The 18,178-nt window shown below is 61.5% G+C and carries 13 protein-coding genes and 2 pseudogenes; 6 read left to right on the top strand and 9 right to left on the bottom strand.

Going from position 1 to position 18,178, the window contains the following annotated elements; all coding sequences use genetic code 11:
- Window position 1: 1 nt before the first annotated feature.
- From F9K20_RS08495 to F9K20_RS21280, 3 genes and pseudogenes are all read right to left on the bottom strand, one after another.
- Window positions 2-3,973, bottom strand: coding sequence for a hypothetical protein (locus F9K20_RS08495; protein WP_290999926.1), 3,972 nt, complete (start codon window positions 3,971-3,973; stop codon window positions 2-4).
- Between the two features lie 192 nt (window positions 3,974-4,165).
- Window positions 4,166-4,252 (bottom strand): annotated as a pseudogene (locus F9K20_RS21285) (zinc-ribbon domain-containing protein); the annotation flags it as partial.
- Window positions 4,253-4,296: 44 nt separating this feature from the next.
- Window positions 4,297-4,629, bottom strand: coding sequence for a PAN domain-containing protein (locus F9K20_RS21280; protein WP_367115832.1), 333 nt, complete (start codon window positions 4,627-4,629; stop codon window positions 4,297-4,299).
- Window positions 4,630-4,722: 93 nt separating this feature from the next.
- Here F9K20_RS21280 and F9K20_RS08490 point away from each other — a divergent pair, with 93 nt between their 5' ends.
- From F9K20_RS08490 to F9K20_RS08480, 4 genes and pseudogenes are all read left to right on the top strand, one after another.
- A complete protein-coding gene (locus tag F9K20_RS08490) occupies window positions 4,723-5,616 on the top strand; it encodes a S41 family peptidase (protein ID WP_290999925.1) in 894 nt (297 codons plus the stop codon).
- A gap of 80 nt (window positions 5,617-5,696) precedes the next feature.
- Window positions 5,697-6,377 carry a hypothetical protein gene (locus tag F9K20_RS08485; protein WP_290999923.1) on the top strand — a complete coding sequence of 227 codons (681 nt, stop codon included), beginning with the start codon at window positions 5,697-5,699 and terminating at the stop codon, window positions 6,375-6,377.
- A 35-nt stretch (window positions 6,378-6,412) separates the two neighbouring features.
- Window positions 6,413-6,484: pseudogene (locus F9K20_RS21275) on the top strand (zinc ribbon domain-containing protein); the annotation flags it as partial.
- Window positions 6,485-6,703: 219 nt separating this feature from the next.
- Window positions 6,704-7,318, top strand: coding sequence for a PDZ domain-containing protein (locus F9K20_RS08480; protein WP_290999921.1), 615 nt, complete (start codon window positions 6,704-6,706; stop codon window positions 7,316-7,318).
- A gap of 324 nt (window positions 7,319-7,642) precedes the next feature.
- On the opposite strand, the gene F9K20_RS08475 is transcribed toward F9K20_RS08480, so the two are convergent.
- Complete coding sequence (locus F9K20_RS08475) at window positions 7,643-7,930, bottom strand: hypothetical protein (RefSeq protein WP_290999919.1); 288 nt, start codon at window positions 7,928-7,930, stop codon at window positions 7,643-7,645.
- 185 nt (window positions 7,931-8,115) lie between these two features.
- On the bottom strand, window positions 8,116-8,739 hold the full coding sequence (locus F9K20_RS08470; protein ID WP_290999917.1) for a hypothetical protein: 624 nt from the start codon (window positions 8,737-8,739) through the stop codon (window positions 8,116-8,118).
- Window positions 8,740-8,890: 151 nt separating this feature from the next.
- Here F9K20_RS08470 and F9K20_RS08465 point away from each other — a divergent pair, with 151 nt between their 5' ends.
- Window positions 8,891-9,754 (top strand): hypothetical protein, encoded by an 864-nt coding sequence (locus tag F9K20_RS08465; protein ID WP_290999916.1) that lies wholly within the window; start codon window positions 8,891-8,893, stop codon window positions 9,752-9,754.
- A 41-nt stretch (window positions 9,755-9,795) separates the two neighbouring features.
- On the opposite strand, the gene F9K20_RS08460 is transcribed toward F9K20_RS08465, so the two are convergent.
- Complete coding sequence (locus F9K20_RS08460) at window positions 9,796-10,170, bottom strand: SH3 domain-containing protein (protein ID WP_290999914.1); 375 nt, start codon at window positions 10,168-10,170, stop codon at window positions 9,796-9,798.
- Window positions 10,171-12,071: 1,901 nt separating this feature from the next.
- Between F9K20_RS08460 and F9K20_RS08455 the strand changes: the two genes are divergently transcribed.
- Window positions 12,072-13,565 carry a hypothetical protein gene (locus tag F9K20_RS08455; protein ID WP_290999912.1) on the top strand — a complete coding sequence of 498 codons (1,494 nt, stop codon included), beginning with the start codon at window positions 12,072-12,074 and terminating at the stop codon, window positions 13,563-13,565.
- Window positions 13,566-15,033: 1,468 nt separating this feature from the next.
- On the opposite strand, the gene F9K20_RS08450 is transcribed toward F9K20_RS08455, so the two are convergent.
- From F9K20_RS08450 to F9K20_RS08440, 3 genes are all read right to left on the bottom strand, one after another.
- Window positions 15,034-15,975: a tetratricopeptide repeat protein gene (locus tag F9K20_RS08450; RefSeq protein WP_290999911.1), complete on the bottom strand. Its 942-nt coding sequence runs from the start codon at window positions 15,973-15,975 to the stop codon at window positions 15,034-15,036.
- An 11-nt stretch (window positions 15,976-15,986) separates the two neighbouring features.
- The gene (locus tag F9K20_RS08445; RefSeq protein ID WP_290999909.1) at window positions 15,987-17,504 is read right to left on the bottom strand and encodes a tetratricopeptide repeat protein; all 1,518 of its coding nucleotides are present in this window, start codon (window positions 17,502-17,504) and stop codon (window positions 15,987-15,989) included.
- Between the two features lie 154 nt (window positions 17,505-17,658).
- Window positions 17,659-18,178: LCCL domain-containing protein (locus F9K20_RS08440; protein WP_290999906.1), on the bottom strand; the 520-nt coding region annotated here is incomplete at its 5' end.

Genomic DNA, 18,178 nt, shown 5'->3' with positions numbered 1-18,178 from the left:
TTCAAGCCTCGTCCTCAGGGTTCGTCTTGATCACCTGGTTCTTGATGCGCTCCTGCCGCTCGAGCCACTCGCGCTTTGCCCTTTCAATCACCTCCCGGTTCTCCGCCAAGAGGCGATTCTTGATCCCCTCCTTATGTACCGACTCTACCTTGGGGCCATGTTTGACCTCCACGTTGCCGGTGCGTGCGTTCACTTGAATGGCGCTTTGCTTGGGACCCAGATGATCGAGCGGGTTCTCCTTGGAAGGAACAACCTTGCCATCGACGATGATCACCTCCTCGCGAACAGTTTCCTCCGCAGAGATGCCGCGTCCTTGTTGGGTGGCTTCGACTTCTTGCCCCCAGTATGAAGTCTGCCTGGGGTCGCTGGGATCGAGAATCTCCGCTTTTGGAGGCAGCTTCGCCGCGTGAACGTCGCCCGTTGCTGGCTCCGGTGCTTCAGCCGATTTCATTCTGGCAAGTTTTGCCTCGGCTTCTTCCCGTATGGACTTGGAGCTGGGCATTGGCCTGCGCCGCAGATCGTCCATCTTGCGGTCGAACGTCTCGCGCAGCTCCTTTGAGCTCGGCGTCGCGGGCTTGCTCTCCAGCGCGCCCTGATCGCCAGCTTCACCGGGTGTCTCAACGGCCGGCTTTGCTCGGCCGCGCAAATGTTCCTCCCACGCCTTCTCCACGCTCTCCGGGTTCCAGGGATCGCGCAGCTCGGGCCCGTCATCCTCCTGACCAGGCCACAGCCGCTGCGGACGCTGGCGGAAGTCCGGCTGCGCCTCCGCCTGCCGGATGGTCTCTTCGACGCCACGCCGCGTCTGCGCGCCGCGGGCTTTCCCAAGCGCTTCGCGTTGCGCAGGTGAAAGGCCGCTTTCCTGCCGCGCCGCTTCTTCCTGAGGGCTTGGCACGGGTTTGACGTTGTCGTACGGATCCGGCTCTTTTGGTTGGGCAGCTCTTGGGCTGGCGGGGGTCATTTCATCCGGCCCAAGGGTCTGCTGCGGCGACTTTCGGTCAAATTCCCCAGCCCTCCTAGTTCCAGGCTCGGTGTGTTCAACTTTCGGCAGTTCTCCTCCAGCCTTCCCAGTTGCCTCGCGCTCCAGCGCCTCAACGTCTTTTTTCACGCCGACGTTCCGCGGTCGCCAGCCTCCATCGCGCGGGTCGCCACCGCTCATCCTGTGCGCTTCGTCTTGGCTGATTTCTCGGATCCGCGGTCCGAGGATGTCCTTTCCTTTTGGCAGCGTGCCCTCAGGCGTCGCACCGCGAGCCCCAGCCCCGCCGTTGGGATCGGGTGGTGGCGTCCAGTCGCGAATCTTCGGCAGCTGGGAAGCCGCGCCGTCGGAAGGGAGATCGGGAGCTTTCACGGGAACGTTCGAGATTATCGACTTTCCCGCGAGGCTCGTCATTTCACCGTACAGCGCCTCGCCGGCAGCGGTGCGGGCGTCCTTGCCCGATACGAGCACGCCCTTGGCGGTGTTCCCAAGATAGTTGGTTGTGTGCGTCACGGCGGATTTCAACAGCCCGTCCTGCTGGAACCCCGCGTCGATGGCCTCGCCGGACGCGCCCGATGCAACCCCGAGAAGGCCGGAGACCAATGCCTTCTCGCCCGAGCCGGTCTCGGCGTACGTCTCGGCCGCGTCCAAGCCGGCCTGCGAACCGATCTTGGTCAGCGCGATGATCTTGCTGCCGGACGTCGCCGCGCCGCCGATGGCGGCTGACAAGCCGCCCTTCACGCCCTTGACCAATCCTTTCGCTGCTGCCGTCCGGTCGAATTTGACGTTGCCAGTCGGGTCGACACTGAGGCCAGCCTCGGTTGCCTCCACGCTGCCGATCAGCGTGCCGCCAAGCATTGCGGCCGGCGCCAATCCGATGCCTCCCGTCAGCTGCGTCGTCGCGGCGGTGAGTGCGGCCTTGCTGACATCGCGCGTCAATGCCGCACCGGTTTCCGCGGCACCATAGACTTTACCCTTCATCTGGTCCCAGCGGGCCTCGGCGCCGAGCTTGTCGAGCTGGCTTTGGCGCGCGCCGCGTAGATGCGACCACAGCAGCTCCGCGCCTTCCGTGTCGCCCTTCTGGAGCAGGCCGCCGAGTTCGCCCATCAGCGCATCGCGCTGTTCACCGGGACCCATCTGCTCAATGGTGCTGCCTATAGCCTGACCCAGTTGGCCCAGCCGCCGTTCTTCGGCCGCTCGAGCAGCTTGATCTTCTGCCGTCCGGCGCTGCGCCTCACTCGCTGCTGCGACGGCTTCCTGCTGCCGCTGCTGGCGCCACTTCTCCATCATCTCCTGCGTGGCACGATCGTGCTCGGCCTGCTCCGCGCGCCGCGCGGCCGCTTCGCGCTGTAGAGCGGCGGACGCTTCGCGCGCCTCGACCGGGTCCAGCCATCGCCAGTTGCCCTCCGCATCCGGCGCCCAGTACTGGCCCTTGTCGTTGGTGGCAAACGGCGTGCCGTCCTTATCGTAGATCGGCGGCGGTTTCGGGGGCGGCGCCACGTCCTGACCGCCGCTTCCCTGCGTCGCGCCGCTCCCGTCGGCCGGGCGGGAACCCGCAAGCCACTCGCCGATGGCGGCCGCGATATCATCGCTGGTCATCTGCACGCCAGACTGGGCCGCGCTGGCGATGGCCGCGGCAATCGCCTGGGCGATGTTGGCGGCGATGCCGGCAGCGATGAGGATGGCGGCGACGGCAGCGCTGCCGGCGGCAACGTCAGCGGGGTTGATCGTGACATAAGGCGGATATGCGTAACCATCATCGCCGGATGTACCGGCGCCATAGTCAGGCCCTGGGCGGGTCTCGGGGACGAAAGGCGGAGGCGCCGCGTTTGTCCCGGCGCTCGGATAAGCCTCGACGTCGAGCGCCGCATGGTATTCGCCCGCAAGAGCAGGTGTCATGAGTGGCAAGAAGAGTATGCCCCCTGCTTCCTCCAGCGCCTCGCCGATCGCATCGCCGATCGCCCCGGCAATGCCGTCGCTTGGGGGCCGCTCGCGGGCAATCTGACCGCGACCGTAAGCGCGGACGGATATGCGAAAGCGGTCCTTCGACATGACGGCAGCCACTTCGCCTGTTATCGGGCTTGCGCGCTCGTCGATACTCACGCCCAAGAGGCAGGAGGCGCCACGTACCGTAATCCACTTTGCCATTTTTGATGTGACGCCACGCAGATCGGACATTTGCGGCATTGCGGCTTCAGTGGAGTCGAGGCGCTCCAAGGTGACCGAGATGCTGGAGGAGGCATCCGTTGCATACGTCGCCGTTGCGGCATTCTCGGAGATCCGTTGGAAAGAGGGCGCCGGCAACGGGATTGAAATAGGTGCGGAATCGGCCGGTGGTGGCCGTTGCCCCATAACGGCTTCGGCGAGATCCGCATCAAGGATGAGACGACTAACTCTGCTCGCGGTCTGTCGCAGGATGTCGATGACCTCCACGTCGCCGGACGACGACTGCGCTGCTGCCGGCAGGATTGCCGCCGCATGCGCGAAGAGAAAGGCGAAGGCCAGAACCGCGGCCGAGGCGTGCGCCAGCGCCTTCCGCTTCTGTAGGATGATCACCGACACGGCGCCGAGCATGGCAGTCGAGAAAGCGCCGGTGAGGAGGCCGGAACGGACGAGCCAAAGATCGGCGGCCACCGCCATCAACTGGGTAATGGCGTAGGCGGTAATCCAGATACCGAGGTAAGCAACGGTGCGCTGAGCGAAGATGCTGCCATCCTTTTTGTAAAGCTGGTGCGCTTCGCCTCGATACCAACCGACGCCAATGCCGATTGCCACCGCTCCCAGCAGGAGCACAAACGGTGGCGCGGCATGCGAGAAGAAGGCGAGCTGCACCAGGTAGCCCAGCCCTGCCGCCACCGGCGGGATCAGGCAGGTGATCAGCCCCAATCGCCAAGGCTTGCGATAGGTCCAGGCAACCATGCCGAACGATCCGCCGAACAGCCAAAGCATGCCCGGAACCTGCGCGCCGTTGTAGAGCAGCAGCAGCCCGGGGCCGAGCACGGCGGCGCTGAGAGCGAAGCTCTTGGCCGCTGCCACCGTAATGGCCTTCACGAGCGCCTTGCGCGCTTGGAACTTCGACATGGGTGCCGGTGCCGTCGCCGCAGCGTCTCTCGCCCGTCCCGCCGCGAGGTCGGTGGGCATTTCGGTCTTTACCGCGACGGGAGGGAGATCATCGCTCGCCGAGCTCAGCCTTGCACCGCACCGCCCGCAAAAGCGCGCGCTCGGCGATAGTTTGCTGCCGCATGCAGTGCAAAACCGATGTCGATTTGCGGCGCTCATAACTTCATTCGCCAAACTCACAATAGCATCTGGTCAATGCGTCTTCAGCGCAGGACGTAGCCTGAGATGCAGCAGGCCGCGCCGCGGGCGCGCGGAATGGGATTCTTCAGGTAACAGACCGGCGCCGGACCCTGGTATCCGGGCTTTACCCAGGTCCAGGCATTGCATCCGCCATTTTGCCGGCACGCTGCAGCGCATTGGTCGGGCGTGCCTCCAGCAAAGGCGGCAATATCATTTCCCGGAAGATCGCAATTGAAGCCGCATGGATCGACGGCCCCGGCAGGCTGCGCGCAGAGCAGAGCTAGGAATAGGTTGCCGCTGACGAACGTCAGAGCAGCTGCGCCGAGGCCAGAAGGTCGAGCTTCAGAAAGCTGCATCATGGTTTCCCGCCGGACGACGACAAGAAACGATAGAAATTATCATGGCACAGACTTATCCTCCCCGCATCGATTTTTGCATGGGACCCGCCCATGGCCATCTGTCCAACCTGCGGGGCTTCTGTTGCGGCTGGAGACCGCTTTTGCGGCGCGTGCGGGCATGGCCTGGCTGACCTGGGGAACGCGGCCTCCGTACTGGAGCAACGCCAGGGCTCAAAGCGTAATTTGCCCATTGTCGGCTTGGTTGTCCTCGGTGCGCTCGTGCTCGGCGTCGGTATCTATCAGGCGATCCAGCACAATTTTATCGAGCCTCCGAGCTACAGATCGATGCCGACGCCTCCAACGTCGCCTGTACCGGAACCGAGCAAGGGGTGGGCCGTTACTTGGCGCGCTGAAGGAACCATCGCCTACATCAGGTTGAGGGCATTCGAAGCCCAAACACATGCTGGCCTGGTAAGCGCGATTGAGGCTCTGAAACAGAAGATCGGCCCGGATCTGGGTGGCTACGTCCTCGACCTGCGCGACAATGCAGCTACCCTACCAGAACAAGCAGTGGACGCGGCTGACGAATTCCTCGACAGGGGCACCATTTTGACTGCGAGGAACAGCGGTGCAGACGATACAAAACGGGCCCAGGCGACGCCCGGCGATATCACGGAGGGCAAGAGGATCGTCGTGCTCATTAATGGCGCGACGGCATTAGCCGCCAATGTAGTTGCTGGCGCCTTGCAGGACCATCGACGCGCATCAATTGTGGGCACGCGTTCTCATAGTAACCCATCGCTCAAGAACGGCGCGTCGGAATACTATAGTCCATCGAACCGTGCGCTCTCCCTTGGGATCGAGCCCGACGTCGTCGTCGAGCAGGGGCGAGGAGACAAGAGCACCGGACGAACCCAATCCAGTTCATCCAGTTCGGTTCCCGAGAACCCGGTCGAAGATACGCAGCTCCAATACTCTCTCGATTTTCTTCGCAAACCGCGCTGAAGGCGAGTGGAGGCGAAGCATGGATATCTCCCATGACGCAGCACTAACATTCCAGAATTGGCTATTGCCGGGAGTTGCCCATGGCCAACTGTCCGTCCTGCGGGGGCTCGGTCGCGGCCGGTGACCGCTTCTGCGGGGCCTGCGGCCGTGATCTGCCGACTGTGCCGGGGGCGCCGTCAGGCCACGGAGGCGGGCGCAGCCTTGCTGCTATCGGGCTCGTTGTCGTCGGTGCGCTGGTGCTCGGCGCCGGTCTCTATCAGGTGATCGAGCGCAGCACCGAGGCGCCATCCCTGCCGGCATCCGTGGCGCCACCAAGAGCGACGCCTCTGCCTCCCACGCCAATGCCGCAGCCAAGCGAGACGCCGCAGTCCGCACCGGCGCCTGCGGCAAGCAGCGAGACGGCGCCAGCGCCACCGCCCGCCGTCGGCTGCGCCAACCTACTCGTTCCGGGTGCCAAGATCATATGCTCCGCATTCGAGCCGAACTGGGCTATCGAGTTGATCTGCGGCCAATCGGATCTCACGTCGAACTTCATCGATGCCTTCTCAGGCGACAGCATGGAAAAGACGTCGGGCCCCGTGGGCCTGTCACGTGAGAACCCGTGGGTGTTTCGCACCAGGCAGGGATTCGTGGGATCGATTGCGTCTACGCCGGGCGCCTGCCGCGATGAGAGCGATAAGGCCTTTGACTTCACTCTTACTCCGGTAGAGGTGCCCGGTGTCCTCGACCCGCAAACAGCCTGCTGTCGTATCGAACGATAGGTGCGCTACTATCAATGGTCGCCTAGGAGCAAGCTATGACAGGCCAATGCTCGAAGTGTGGTGCGCTCATCCAATCCGGTGATCGGTTCTGTGGCGCATGCGGACAACCGCTTTCTCCCCTGAGCTCGGCTCGGGAGTCCGGCAAGACAGCCGACCCACCGCAGCCTGCAACTCAGTCCCGCTCCTTCGGCAAGGTCGCCCTCGGGGTTGCAGGTGCGCTGCTCCTGACGGTGGGCGGCTACCAAACGATGCAATACGCTGCCTCTACAGCCCCGGACATCGTGAGCCCTGCTCCCCAAGGAAGGCGCGACGGCAGCGGCACGGCCATGGCCCCGCCCCCAGCTCCCATAGCGCCGCAATCCCCAAGCGAAGGCGACAAACCGAGCGAGCGCGCCGCACCGGATGTGCGCGCAGGGCCAGAAACGGAAGCGCAGGCAACCCCACCGCCATTCAATGTCCCCGGATTGCCCGCCGACCATCCGCTCAACGAGGCATTGAGGAACAGCCCAGGTCTGCAAAACCATCCGCTCTTCGAGCTGTTCAAAAACCTTCCACCTCCGCAAGGGCAAGAGACGGCGCGTGCTCCACAGCCGGAAAGTGCTGCACCAAACCCACGCAGCAATGCCGCGCGCGGCTGGCTCGGCGTCAAGCTGCAAGAAGTCGACGCGGACATGGCTTCGGCGCTCAGTCTGCCCGCCCCGCAAGGAGCCATGGTCGCCGAGGTCGTTGCCGGTGGCCCGGCCTCCGAGAAGCTGTCGCCCGCCGACGTCATTCTGGAAATCAACGGTCAGAGCGTGCGCAATGTCGCCGATGCCAGTGCCCGCTTGGGTAGTCGGGTGCCGGGCGAGGTGGTCAGGCTACGCGTCCTGCGCAACGGCGACCGCATGCTGTTCGCCGTGCGCGTCGGATCGTGGACGGATCCCCTGAATAGCGCCAAGTGACGATGGACACGGACGCGTGATACGCTGCTGACTGCCCTTGGCCGATTGTAGTCATGCACTCGATGGCGACACACCAGTCACAGTCGGGGGGTGAGCGGACCAACCGTTGGCTGAACGGTAGAGTTTGACCCAAAGCCGAAGCACGAGCGGACCTCAGTCTCGAACCAGCTCGGCCGAAGCGCCGTTCCCATCCGACACGAGCGGAGGACGCCTACGTCTTCGTCAATCACATAGAAGCGCGTCACGGCCCATCGTGATGTCACGCACGATTATCGTTGATGCGCGATCTAAGGACCGCTCCGTTCTTCGAGCCAGCACGCTCGGCTAACGGAAGTTTCTGCAATCAATGCGGCCCTGAGCGATGTCGGGCGAATTATGGCCGCCCTCGTAGTGCAGCGCACATGCGTGTTGCCAGGCGAATACTTCGTTCTGGAAGGATGCGATGCGCGACCAGCCGGGTTGCGTCCAATCGGAGACCGCAACTCCGATCACGCACGGATATACATTGCAGTTCCGAAAGACGGACCAGGCTTTGTACTGCTGCGCCATTGACGCCGTGCCCGACGCCAAGACCACAAACACGGCAACGACAATGGAAAACGATGTCTTCATGACAACCTCCCAATAACGACTGCATTATCAGCGCGGTCGCCACCGGTACTCGGTAGCCGCTCTGCTGCGCTCAGGATCAATCGACTAGGACGTTAGAACGACTCTTCTTCTTTGAATGTTGGTCCGTCTACGCCTGCTTGGCTGAACTTCAAATGAACAAATAGGTCGTGGCTCCTGGACTGCGACTACGTACCCGGACCGGGGCGCGGATCATCCCTGTAGTTCGTCGGCTGTCCGAACTCTTGCTTGAACAGAACTCTGAACCCTGCGATTGCCTCCTCGAAGGTTTTCCGAAAAGTCTCGTCCAGATACCTGTCCTCGTTTTTCGCCTCGTAATCGGGCCAGGCGAGGACACCTTCGCATTCAAAGCATACATTGACGCTGGCAATGGGCCTGTCATCCCTGTCAAAGTAAACGAGTGCATGGCGCGGGAGCATGCACTTTGAATCTTCAAAGCTCCCCTGAATGGCTGCGACCAGCTCTCCGGCGGCGATCGCCTGAGCTCGCATCACGAGTTGCTCGGAACGGATGTATTTGCTCCAGATGCCATTCTTCGTCACGACTTCCGGCTGCGCGTACTGCGGAAAGAAGTTGAACGTGTAGGCTTTGGCGTACGACCAGGGAACAAACGGCCACTCGGAGGGCCGAGGCTTGATGAGATCCGGACGAGGGATCGGTGGTTCGACGCGCTCATAGGACTGTTCACTCGCCATCTTCGGCTGCGCGCCGAGCGGTTGCGCACGGATCGACGGCGCATGCGGCAGTAAGGCCGCGGTAAGAAACGTGAGGCACTTCACGCCACTGCGCATGGCTCGGCTCCGTGAGCGGAACTCGAACGCCGCCGGCGGCGCGAAATCGGCTAACCGCAAGCGACTGACCGCAAGATAGGCTGATGATATCAAAGATTGGCCACGGAATGGGCATTCGGAACGATATAGCCAACTACTTGCGAGTCCGGCGATGACCACCATCGTCATCCATGGCACGCAAGCGCATCGGAGTGCCGTGCACGCCACCTGGTGGTGGAACTCATGGCATGAAGGGGGCTTCCTCGATGCCGTCCGTCACGGAATGGAGCAAGCCTCGGGGCGACATGATCTGTGGCGCGTGAACGGAGTTCCCGTGTCGGAAGTGCCCGAGCTTGCCGCCAAGAGGAGCTTGTGGAGTCTTAGTCTAGGGTCGCGCGCGTTGGCGCAGCACAACGGGCACTTCATTTGGGCAGGCGCCGCAATGGGTATCGCGCGCGGCGCCGCCAGCGAGCAGCTAGCCGCGTATCTCAACGCCATTCATGAACTCACGCGCGAGCCTTTGCGCATCATCGCCCATAGCCACGGCTGCAACATCGTCAAGCTCGCCAGTGCGTCGAAAAAGCTAGCGCCCGGGGTTCATATCGCCAGCGCCGTGTTCCTTGCGTGCCCACACTTCTTCACGCCGCATGCGATAGAGGATTACCAGCTCCCATATCCGCTCTCGCCGCAAAGGTTTGGACGCATCCTCAACGTCTACTCGCGGCACGACAGCGTCCAAGCCACTCTCGCGTCCCATCTTTCCGGCCAGATGTTCGCGACAGCAATTGCCGAAATGCTGAGCCCAACCGCATTCCGTGTCGACCAAGATCCTGCAGCACGGCATCTGTATGAGAATGTCGAGCTAGCCGTTGCCGCCGATTGCAGTGAGCAGGAGGCACACACGGTGATGCATGGTGCGACCATCGGAGGACCTGTCGGTGCTTGGCTCGACAGCAATTGCACATTCACCGAAGTGCTTCGCAGCCATCACTCTGGCGTGCTTCCTCCCATTCCCGCTCAGGATTACGGTGCTTAGGCACGCAGAAAGCACGAGCGGCTCGGCAAATCCAACGCGCCTTATGGCTCATCTGCAGGCGCAGGTTCGATAAAATCGGCACCCACCCAACCGCAGTAGCGTCTCGTGCAGACCCTGGCCCATTTCTCACCTTGGCTGTCCGTTTGCCAGCGCTCGACCGTGACGCCGTCGCCGCTGTGCAGCGCGCCAATCAACCCGGCATTTACATTTGGCTCTGGAAAGACGTTGAGTTCTGGCACGTTGACAACCATCAGCTGGCTCTTCTGCGCTTCTGGCAATGCGGAAGGGGTTGGCGCACCACGGACAAAGTCTGGATCCTCAAAGGCCATGGCCTCATGGCCGGGGGCAGCGACCAGAAGCGCCGACGCTATCGGTGCAAAGAACGCGTTACGGGGGACCTTGAATGGCATGCGCATCTGGCAGTCCTCTTAATGTGTGGTGCGTCTGCGATGCTCGCTTAACATCCAGCGCGAAGACCGCATCCACACTGCCCGGTCGTGCTCAGCTGGAATTGGGCGAAGACGGGCCCAACGCCCTCCGACTTCGGAAAGGATCTAGCGACAGCCAGGCTGGCCGCACTCGTAACCAGGACACTCTGGAAGCGACGGACGGCAGGCGCCCATTCCAAAGAATTCTGGTTCAGCGCACTGGCCCGCAGGGCAGGTGGCACCGGCAGCGCTGTGCCCGCCGGCACCTGCGCCACCGCTCCTTGGACCCACACCACTCCAGCCTGGGCCCGCACCAGCACGCGTCCCGCCTCCAGGCGCGCCTGCGCCACCACCGCCGCCCGGTGGAGGAGTACCGCCGGCACCAGGACCGCCCGCACCCGCACCAGCGGTACCGATGCCTGTCGCGCCGCCACCCGCCCCGGGAGTGCCCGTACCTGTAGGTATGCCGCCGGGACCCATGCCAGGGGCTGCTGAGGGATTTATGCACCCGAAGCTAGGCTCCCAGCCGTAGACGACAACATAGTTTCCGCTTCCGCATGTGGAGAGAGCTTGCTGTTCGACCTGCCGCGTACGGTTTTGCAGGTTCTGCTTCTCCCTTTGGGTGACGCACCGGAACGACTCCCAGACGAGATCGACGCCTCCATGCAAGTCCCTGCATCTCCGATCACGAAGCTGTTGCGCCTCATCTACTGAATCGGCGAACACCAGCCTGCATGTCGTCCCTTGCGGAATGACATGCACGCAATACGCGCCCTGAGTTTGGCAGCTGCATCTCGGAAAATCGGGACCGATAGCTCGAACCACTTCTCTCGTGCCCGCGTGGGATACGGTGGCGACTGCAAGCAATGTCACCAAAGAGGGGACAATCTGTATGGCTCTTGACGCGACCATGGGTAACCTCCCTTGAACACTCTTTGTTTCCTCACCTGGGTCGGCGAAGGCTGGGAAGGAGGTGCAGGTCAGAAGGCTTTGCCAGGCAATATAGAATTGTGTGGTTGTTCGCATGGCCGCGGCAGGACCCCAACCGGTTCACAACCTACCACGGGGACGGTCTGCCGTCAGGGTTTAGGTGTCTTTGGTGGGCGGAGCGTCCGCTTGCAGATACTGACAGTGGTCAGGCGATGGCCCTCACTGACTGACAGGCGCGAGCGACCAACCGCCACTTAGTCCCAAGTTGACCTGTTCGCTACCTGAGTCCTTGGCGTACATGGGAGGCGGTGGGACAGTGCAACACGGAACACAGCGGTAAGCGGCGAGACGATCTGCTGTCCCACTTTTCAGTAAGTCATTGGCACCGCCCGAATATTGCACTCCCCTACGGGGCGCCAAAGCTCTAAATTTCCTCAATGAAATCAATCGGTGGGAAAGCCGATTGGAAAAGCGGGAATCGAACCCCGCGGCAAGTCGGGCAATCCGCAGTCGTGAGCGCGCGCCACCTTCGCGCTGGCTGCGTTGGCAGTCTTCCTTATTCAGGCATTCCTAGATTACGTGCGGCGACGGCCACGAACTGGTCGTCATGTCCGCTGTTCGAGAACAGCGGTCGTCTACCGGTTGCCGTTGGTGAGTCGGAATGACTCGCAGCGGACGTCAGCGACGAAGCCGGTCCACCCAAGAGCGACGGCGCCAAATGACCCCGATATGCCAATTTCGCTAAAATGCCGATCTTTCGACCTTCTAACCATCATTCCCGCTTGTCCAATTTAGCAACTCGACAGATGTTCCACTTGCTGAGCGTCAACCGGCACGAGCGCCGAGGCTGAGCACGGGGTCTATCGGTAAATTGGTAAATTGCATTGGGGAATTTTATGTCTGTTTGCTTTCGGTCCCAGGTTCCGCATCTATTTGCTTATTTGGCTTGGGGCGTCGGCTTGCTGCTGGTCGCCGTCCTCTTCTCGTTCCTCACGTTCGATCGCGCATCGGCGGCCGAAGCCGAACCTCCGAGCAAACCCGGAAAGCCCGTCCCGTGCGGCGGTTGGGGCACTGAGTGCTACCTGCCGGCCGACAGACCTGACGGCACCTTGGACGCCAATCAAATGACCGTGCTGAGCTACGGCGCCAAGGGTGGAGGATGGCAGAACGTCATCTTCTCGGGCCTCAGACAAGTCAGATGCCAATGGTATGCGGGAGACCAGGGCGGCGGAGATAAGCAGTGCGTCTCGGCAAAGATCGATTTGCCTAAGGTCGACCATTGGAACGACTGCGCAAGCGGCTCCTGCTCCATCACGGTCAGCAATCCCAACGCCTTTCGCATCATACGCTATGGCGCCACAAGCGGTAGTGATAGCCGTTGGATGTATATGTACGCGGCCAAAGACACTAAATGCGTGCACAACGACTTCGGCGGCATGGAAGGCGACCCCTTCCCGAACGTCGCCAAGAAGTGCCAGGTTTCGAGCAACGAGTTCACGGGCAAGCCAGGCGCATCATGGACGGTGTGTACGTCCTCCGGCGCGAGCGGCCAGGTCTGTCAGTTCCCGAACTCTGGGAATTATCTTGTCCGCTACGGCCCGATCGACCTTTCCTGGGCAACCTACCGAATCGTCACCGGGACCGGCATCGATTGCCGAGAAGGCCCCTTCAATTGGAATGCTGCAGCAAGCGCAGCATCGGCCAACTACGGCAAGCGCTGTGACTACCTGCCGCTTCCCCAGATCGCCCGCGTAAGCGGGGCCTGGGACCTCGTCGGCATGTGTCTCGATTGTGGCGACATCTCCTACAACGTGACCGTCGGCGTGGAGCAGGGAAAGTCGAGAGAATCCGAAACGAGCTGGAGCCTCGAACTCAGCACCTCGTTTCGAACGGGCAACGACGAATCCCCGACCGGCACTGAGACCTCCTTTACGGCCAGCTACGGCGCCAGGGACCTGATTGCGCAGAGCTTCACCAAATCCCAGGGAACCGAATTCGCGATCACCTGCGACAAGGGCGCGCTCTGGCAATGGACGACGGCGGTCGAGAACGTCTGCTTCCCCGGGAGCACCGATCCGAACGAGTGCCTCACGATCGCTCGCAGCAAGATGTTCAAGTGCATGGCCGCGACCGACGACCCCGGCGATGAGCCGGTGCAGGTGGGCACCCAGGCCGCGGCTGCTGATCCGGCGCCGGCTCCGCCACCACCCACGCAAGTGACGTCCCCCACGGGTGCTCTGCCTCCTAGCTCGTCGGCAGCGACCGAGCGTGCCCAGGTCCTATGCAAATTGAATTGGACGAGCACGATGATGACCGCTCAGTCTGCCAGCACGGCCGTTGCTCAGGCCAGGCTAAGGACCACCAACCTAGACACCAACGCTGACGGCACCGTCACGATGCAGGAGTATGTGAGTGCCTGCACGGCCGCGGCGCTCGCGCAACCGCGACGGTGAAGCAAGAAAGTCGGCGACTTCGACAGCGCGTTTCGGTTGGTCGGTTTCGCCGGCTTTCGAGCGAGCCCTCGATTATCGAGGTTGGATGAGGATCACGCCGCGGTCGCTCTCTGAGCGGATGTGTTGAGGCTCTTATTCTCGCGCGGCGCGGCGCGCTTCTTCGAGACGCTCGTCTTTAAGCACGTCAACTTCGCCCGCTATCCCCGACCGGCGCCATGTCTGGAGTTAGCCCGTAGCGCACATCCCATCCTGCACTTCGGTTGGCCGCTCTCTGCGGCTGAGTTCTGAGCGGTGGGAAAGTCGCCGGCGCAAAGCTGCGATAAACTACGGGACGTTTTCTCTTTCCCACTTTCCAGTAACTCACTGATTCAACCGACTTTCGATACCTCCCTACGGGGCGCCAAAAATCATCAAATTTATAAATGAAATCAACGGGTTGGAAAGCAGACTGCAAAAAAGGGAATCGAACCCTGGTGATGCAGATGCTTATCTGCAGCAGTCCACTAAATGCGCATCGCCAAGTGCGCCGCTCGAGTTGCCCCCCCTTCCACTAGGTGAGGTCGTAATAACCTCAGGCTTCCCGAACAGCAGATCATCGGGGCTCCTGCGCAAGCGGGAGGCCGTCCGTCCGACGGCGAAGCGCAAGTATCGGGTTGGGGCGACTCTCTTCACCGAGGCCGGGGATCGACGCACTGGTCACCCTGGCAGAACTTCGGGACCCTGCAGTATCCCTTGGTCCCGCACGGCACGGAATCCAACGGGATGCAGCCGGGCCCATTCGGATGGCACTTCCATCCCGGCCCGCACGACTCGTTCGGTCTGTTGAACATCGCGCAGCTCGCGTTGCCGTGCCCGCCGCCTGGAGTGACGCAATCCCACTTATTCCCTGCCTTGCTGCAAATGTATCCGCGTGGACATGAATCGCCTTCTGGCCCTGGACAAGGCATGCTGCCTGCCGCAACACAGGCCGGTGCCGTGGGATGACAAGTATCCCCGGCCCAGCAATTTTGTTCGGGTCTGCCGACAGCGGCGCAATTGATGGTTCCCCGACCGCCACGAGCGCATGTCGATTTGCCGCCCCGCGTCGAGCACACCCAACCGATGGGGCACCCGCCACCTGTCCGGCAAGGTATGTGCCCGGACTTGAGGCAGCTCTCAACGTATGGGTGGCACAGCGTTCCCGCCGGGCAGGCCAGGTTCGGCCACTTCGCACATGCGGCGCTGCTCAGCGGAATACATTTGCCCTCCGGAGCGCACTTGAAGCCGGGCGGGCAGTAACCGCCTTTGAAACCGGGCCGGCTGCAATCGTCGCCACCTATGGGGATGCACGCGTCGCGGGTAAATTTGCTTGGCTCATGCGTGATCGGACATGGCTCTGCGGTAGCCGCAATATCCGCGGTGAGCGGCAGAGCGAGCAATAGAAGCGGAAGGAGCTTTGCGAGTGGAGCGCACATATAAGCCCTTGCCGCTATTGTGTGCAGAAGGGCGGCAACGGACATTTCATCACCATGGCCGAACCACAGTTGGCTGCTAGGCAGGCCCGCGAAATCCCCCTCATCGTGTCATCGGTCTGCGTCAGGTAATCCTTGTGGCACTTTTCGGCGCTGGCCAAACGCTCAGCGCACTCTTTGCTACCTGCGTCGACAGCGGGCTCCGGCAGGTTGACGCCAAGGCGCAGCAGATCGGCGCGCATTACATTTGCGGTCTTCTTGTCAGGAGCGAACTTGAGGGCGGCTTGGTAGTCGAGGATAGCGGCGTCCTTCTTCCCCTCCGCCTCGTTGAGCTGCGCTCTGGTGCGGTAGGCCTTGTAATGTTTGGAATCCAGCTCGATGGCTTTGTTGGTGTCTGCTCGTGCGCAGTCATAGCGTTTAGCCATCAGGCAACTGTATGCCCGGTTGGTATGGGCATTGAGGTCGTCGGGGGCGATCTCTACGTTTTGGTCATAATCGCTGATCGCCTGCTCATGCTGTCCGAGCATTGTGTACGAAAGTCCGCGGTTGCCGAAGGCCTTGGCATATTTCGGATTGACGGCGATGGCGGCCGAGAAGTCGGCGATGGCGCGCTCAAAGAAGTCCTTCTTCTTCGAAGTTTGCCCAAGAGCGAGGTAGACCGTGCCGCGATTGTAGTAGGAGCGGGCGTTCTTGGGGTCGATCTCTATAGCCTTGCCGAAGTCGGCAATGGCCTGCTCTAGATGACCCTGCCTCCTGTATTCGATGGCCCGGTTATTGTAGGCAGCGCCGCTCGTGGGATCAGCTTCGATCTTGAGGGTGCAGCCGACAATGGCCGCATCCCCCGTCTTCTTGAAGCAGTCCTCGGGGGTGGCAGCGAAGGCGGGGCACGCCATGAATAGAATTGCGCACGGCATGGTCATTGAGGCAGGAGCACGAACGCTCGCGCGTGTACTCGACATGACGCACTTCCTCATGGCTCGGCGCCGAGACGCTTGAGCGCTGCCCTGCTCTTCTCATGGGCCTGATTGAGCTCCAGCACCTTTCGAAAGTCGGCAATCGCTGCTTCACGGTTTCCGAGGTCCTCGTTGGTGAGTCCTCGGTTGAAGTAAGAAACGGTATCGTTCGGGTTTTGCTCGATAGCTTTTGTGAAATCGGCGAGGGCGAACTCGAAGCGCTTCGAACTCCAATAGCTGCTGCCCCGATCGAGGTACAATGCGCCGTCATTCGGGTTGATCTCAATAGCCCTAGTGTAGTCGGCTATCGCCTTGTCGTACTCTTCGCGCTTAGCATACGCCAGACCGCGGAACTTCAGCGCCTTGAGATTCTTCGGATCGGCATCGAGAGCCAGTGAATAGTCGCTAATGGCGCGGTCGGGCTGCTTCTTCGCCGTGTAGATAGCGGCGCGCGCGTTATAGCCGTCGGCTGACTTCGGGTTGATCTCGATCACTTTGTCGAAGTCGGCCAGGGCAAGATCGAGATCGCCTTTGGTCCAGTGCTCGAGACCACGATTATAATAGGCACCGAAGTGCTTCGGGTCGGCCTTAATGAGATCACTGCAGCCCGCGATGGCTTCATCGCCCCTCGCCTTGTCGCACTTTGCTGCTGACGCTTTGAGATTGACTGAAGTCGAAGGGGCCGGCCCGTCCCCGAGGCGCTTAAGGGCTTTCTTGGCTTCTTCATAGTCGGGATCGATCGCGAGCGCCGCGCGATAGTCGGTGATCGCATGATCCTTCGTTCCTGCGGTCTCGTGAACCCTGCCGCGAGCGAAAAAGGCATAGCCCAATTTTGGCCCTAGCTCGACCGCCTTGTTGGCATCCGCCAACGCGCGATCGAAGTCTTTCTTCTTGGTCAGACTGAGCGCACGCCCAGCGTAGGCATTGGGATCCTTGGGGTCTCGCTCGATCGCCTTCTGGTAATCGAGCAACGCCTGCTCCTCGTCACCCGAGGCTGCGTAAGCATCTGCACGATTGACGTATGCCGCTGCATAGTTTGGATCGATTGCTATAGCCTCAGAATAAAGGCTGATGGCGTCTTCGATCTCATCGGTTTCGTAGAAAAGGTTGCCGGAACGGACCAACGCTTCCGCCTTACTACGAGCGTCGTTGCCCTTGGCGTTTGGCGTCGTGCCGGAGGACTTCTCGGTCTGCGCCTCTTGCACGAGGACGTCGCTGAGCGACGGTCGGCCGGGCGGGATGCCCATCGCTATGCGATTGATCGCAGCTGACGCATCGGCATTCGATGGATCGATCTCAAGCGCCTTGGCGAAGTCGTCCTCCGCGCTCTTTACATCGCCTTTTCTTTCAAAGGCTTTTGCTCGCCAGACATACGCGGTTGCGTTCGGGCCATCCGTGCCAAGCCACTCGCTGCAGGCCTTGATTTGCGCGTCGACGTCGGCGCCAAAGACCCCCGCGCATTGCAGCGGCTGTGCAGCGGTCGGCGTTGCGGTGAGGAGGGATAGGGCAATCAATGATAGGCGCGCCGGCAACATAGCCGCACCCTGACATAATATGTTGATCAGGGGCCAAGAGGTAGTCGAGGTGGCCGCTGAAGGAAATCAGTCCTCTGAACGCCGAGCAATTTGCCTCACCTGCTTAGCCTTTGCAAGCGCGCAGTGGTATTCACGCAAGGTTCCTCTCAACAGCTTATGGCGCCACAAACTTTATCGCCGTGTCCCCTTTGGTCGGTGAAAATTGCGAGCGGATTCCGTTGCGGAGCTTCGTCTTGAAGACAGGCGGTGAATCGACGACCTCGAAGGTTACAGCGCCGCCCTTGGTCTCAAGCTTCGGCTGCTCGCCCTCTTTCGGGGACGATTGCCCCGGTACCGGTTCCGCGCTCAGAACGCCCGCATGCACGGCCGACTCGCAAATCTTACCCTTCGTCGAATACTCATCCGAGCCGTAGACATCGAGGGTGCTCAGGGCGCGCGCCTCGCAATCACAGCGATAAAGCCCCTTCTCCAACCGACTGATGTATTGTGTCGGGCAATCGCCCAGATCGATCGCATCCTGTGCTAAGGTGCTCTGGGCAGCGCCAACTGAACCGCTCCGGGTTTGTCGGAGGCTCCAGATCTTGAGAGATTGGAGCCATGGAGAATCACCAGACATCCCGCAAGTTCTCGCCGGAGGTGCGTGAACGCGCCGTCCGGATGGTGCTCGAGCATCG

Origin of the sequence: Hyphomicrobium sp. (assembly GCF_009026145.1) — a bacterium.
Taxonomy (GTDB): domain Bacteria; phylum Pseudomonadota; class Alphaproteobacteria; order Rhizobiales; family Hyphomicrobiaceae; genus Hyphomicrobium_A.
The sequence above is the reverse complement of the archived record's forward strand: the minus strand, read 5'-3'. Positions and strand labels throughout refer to the sequence as shown.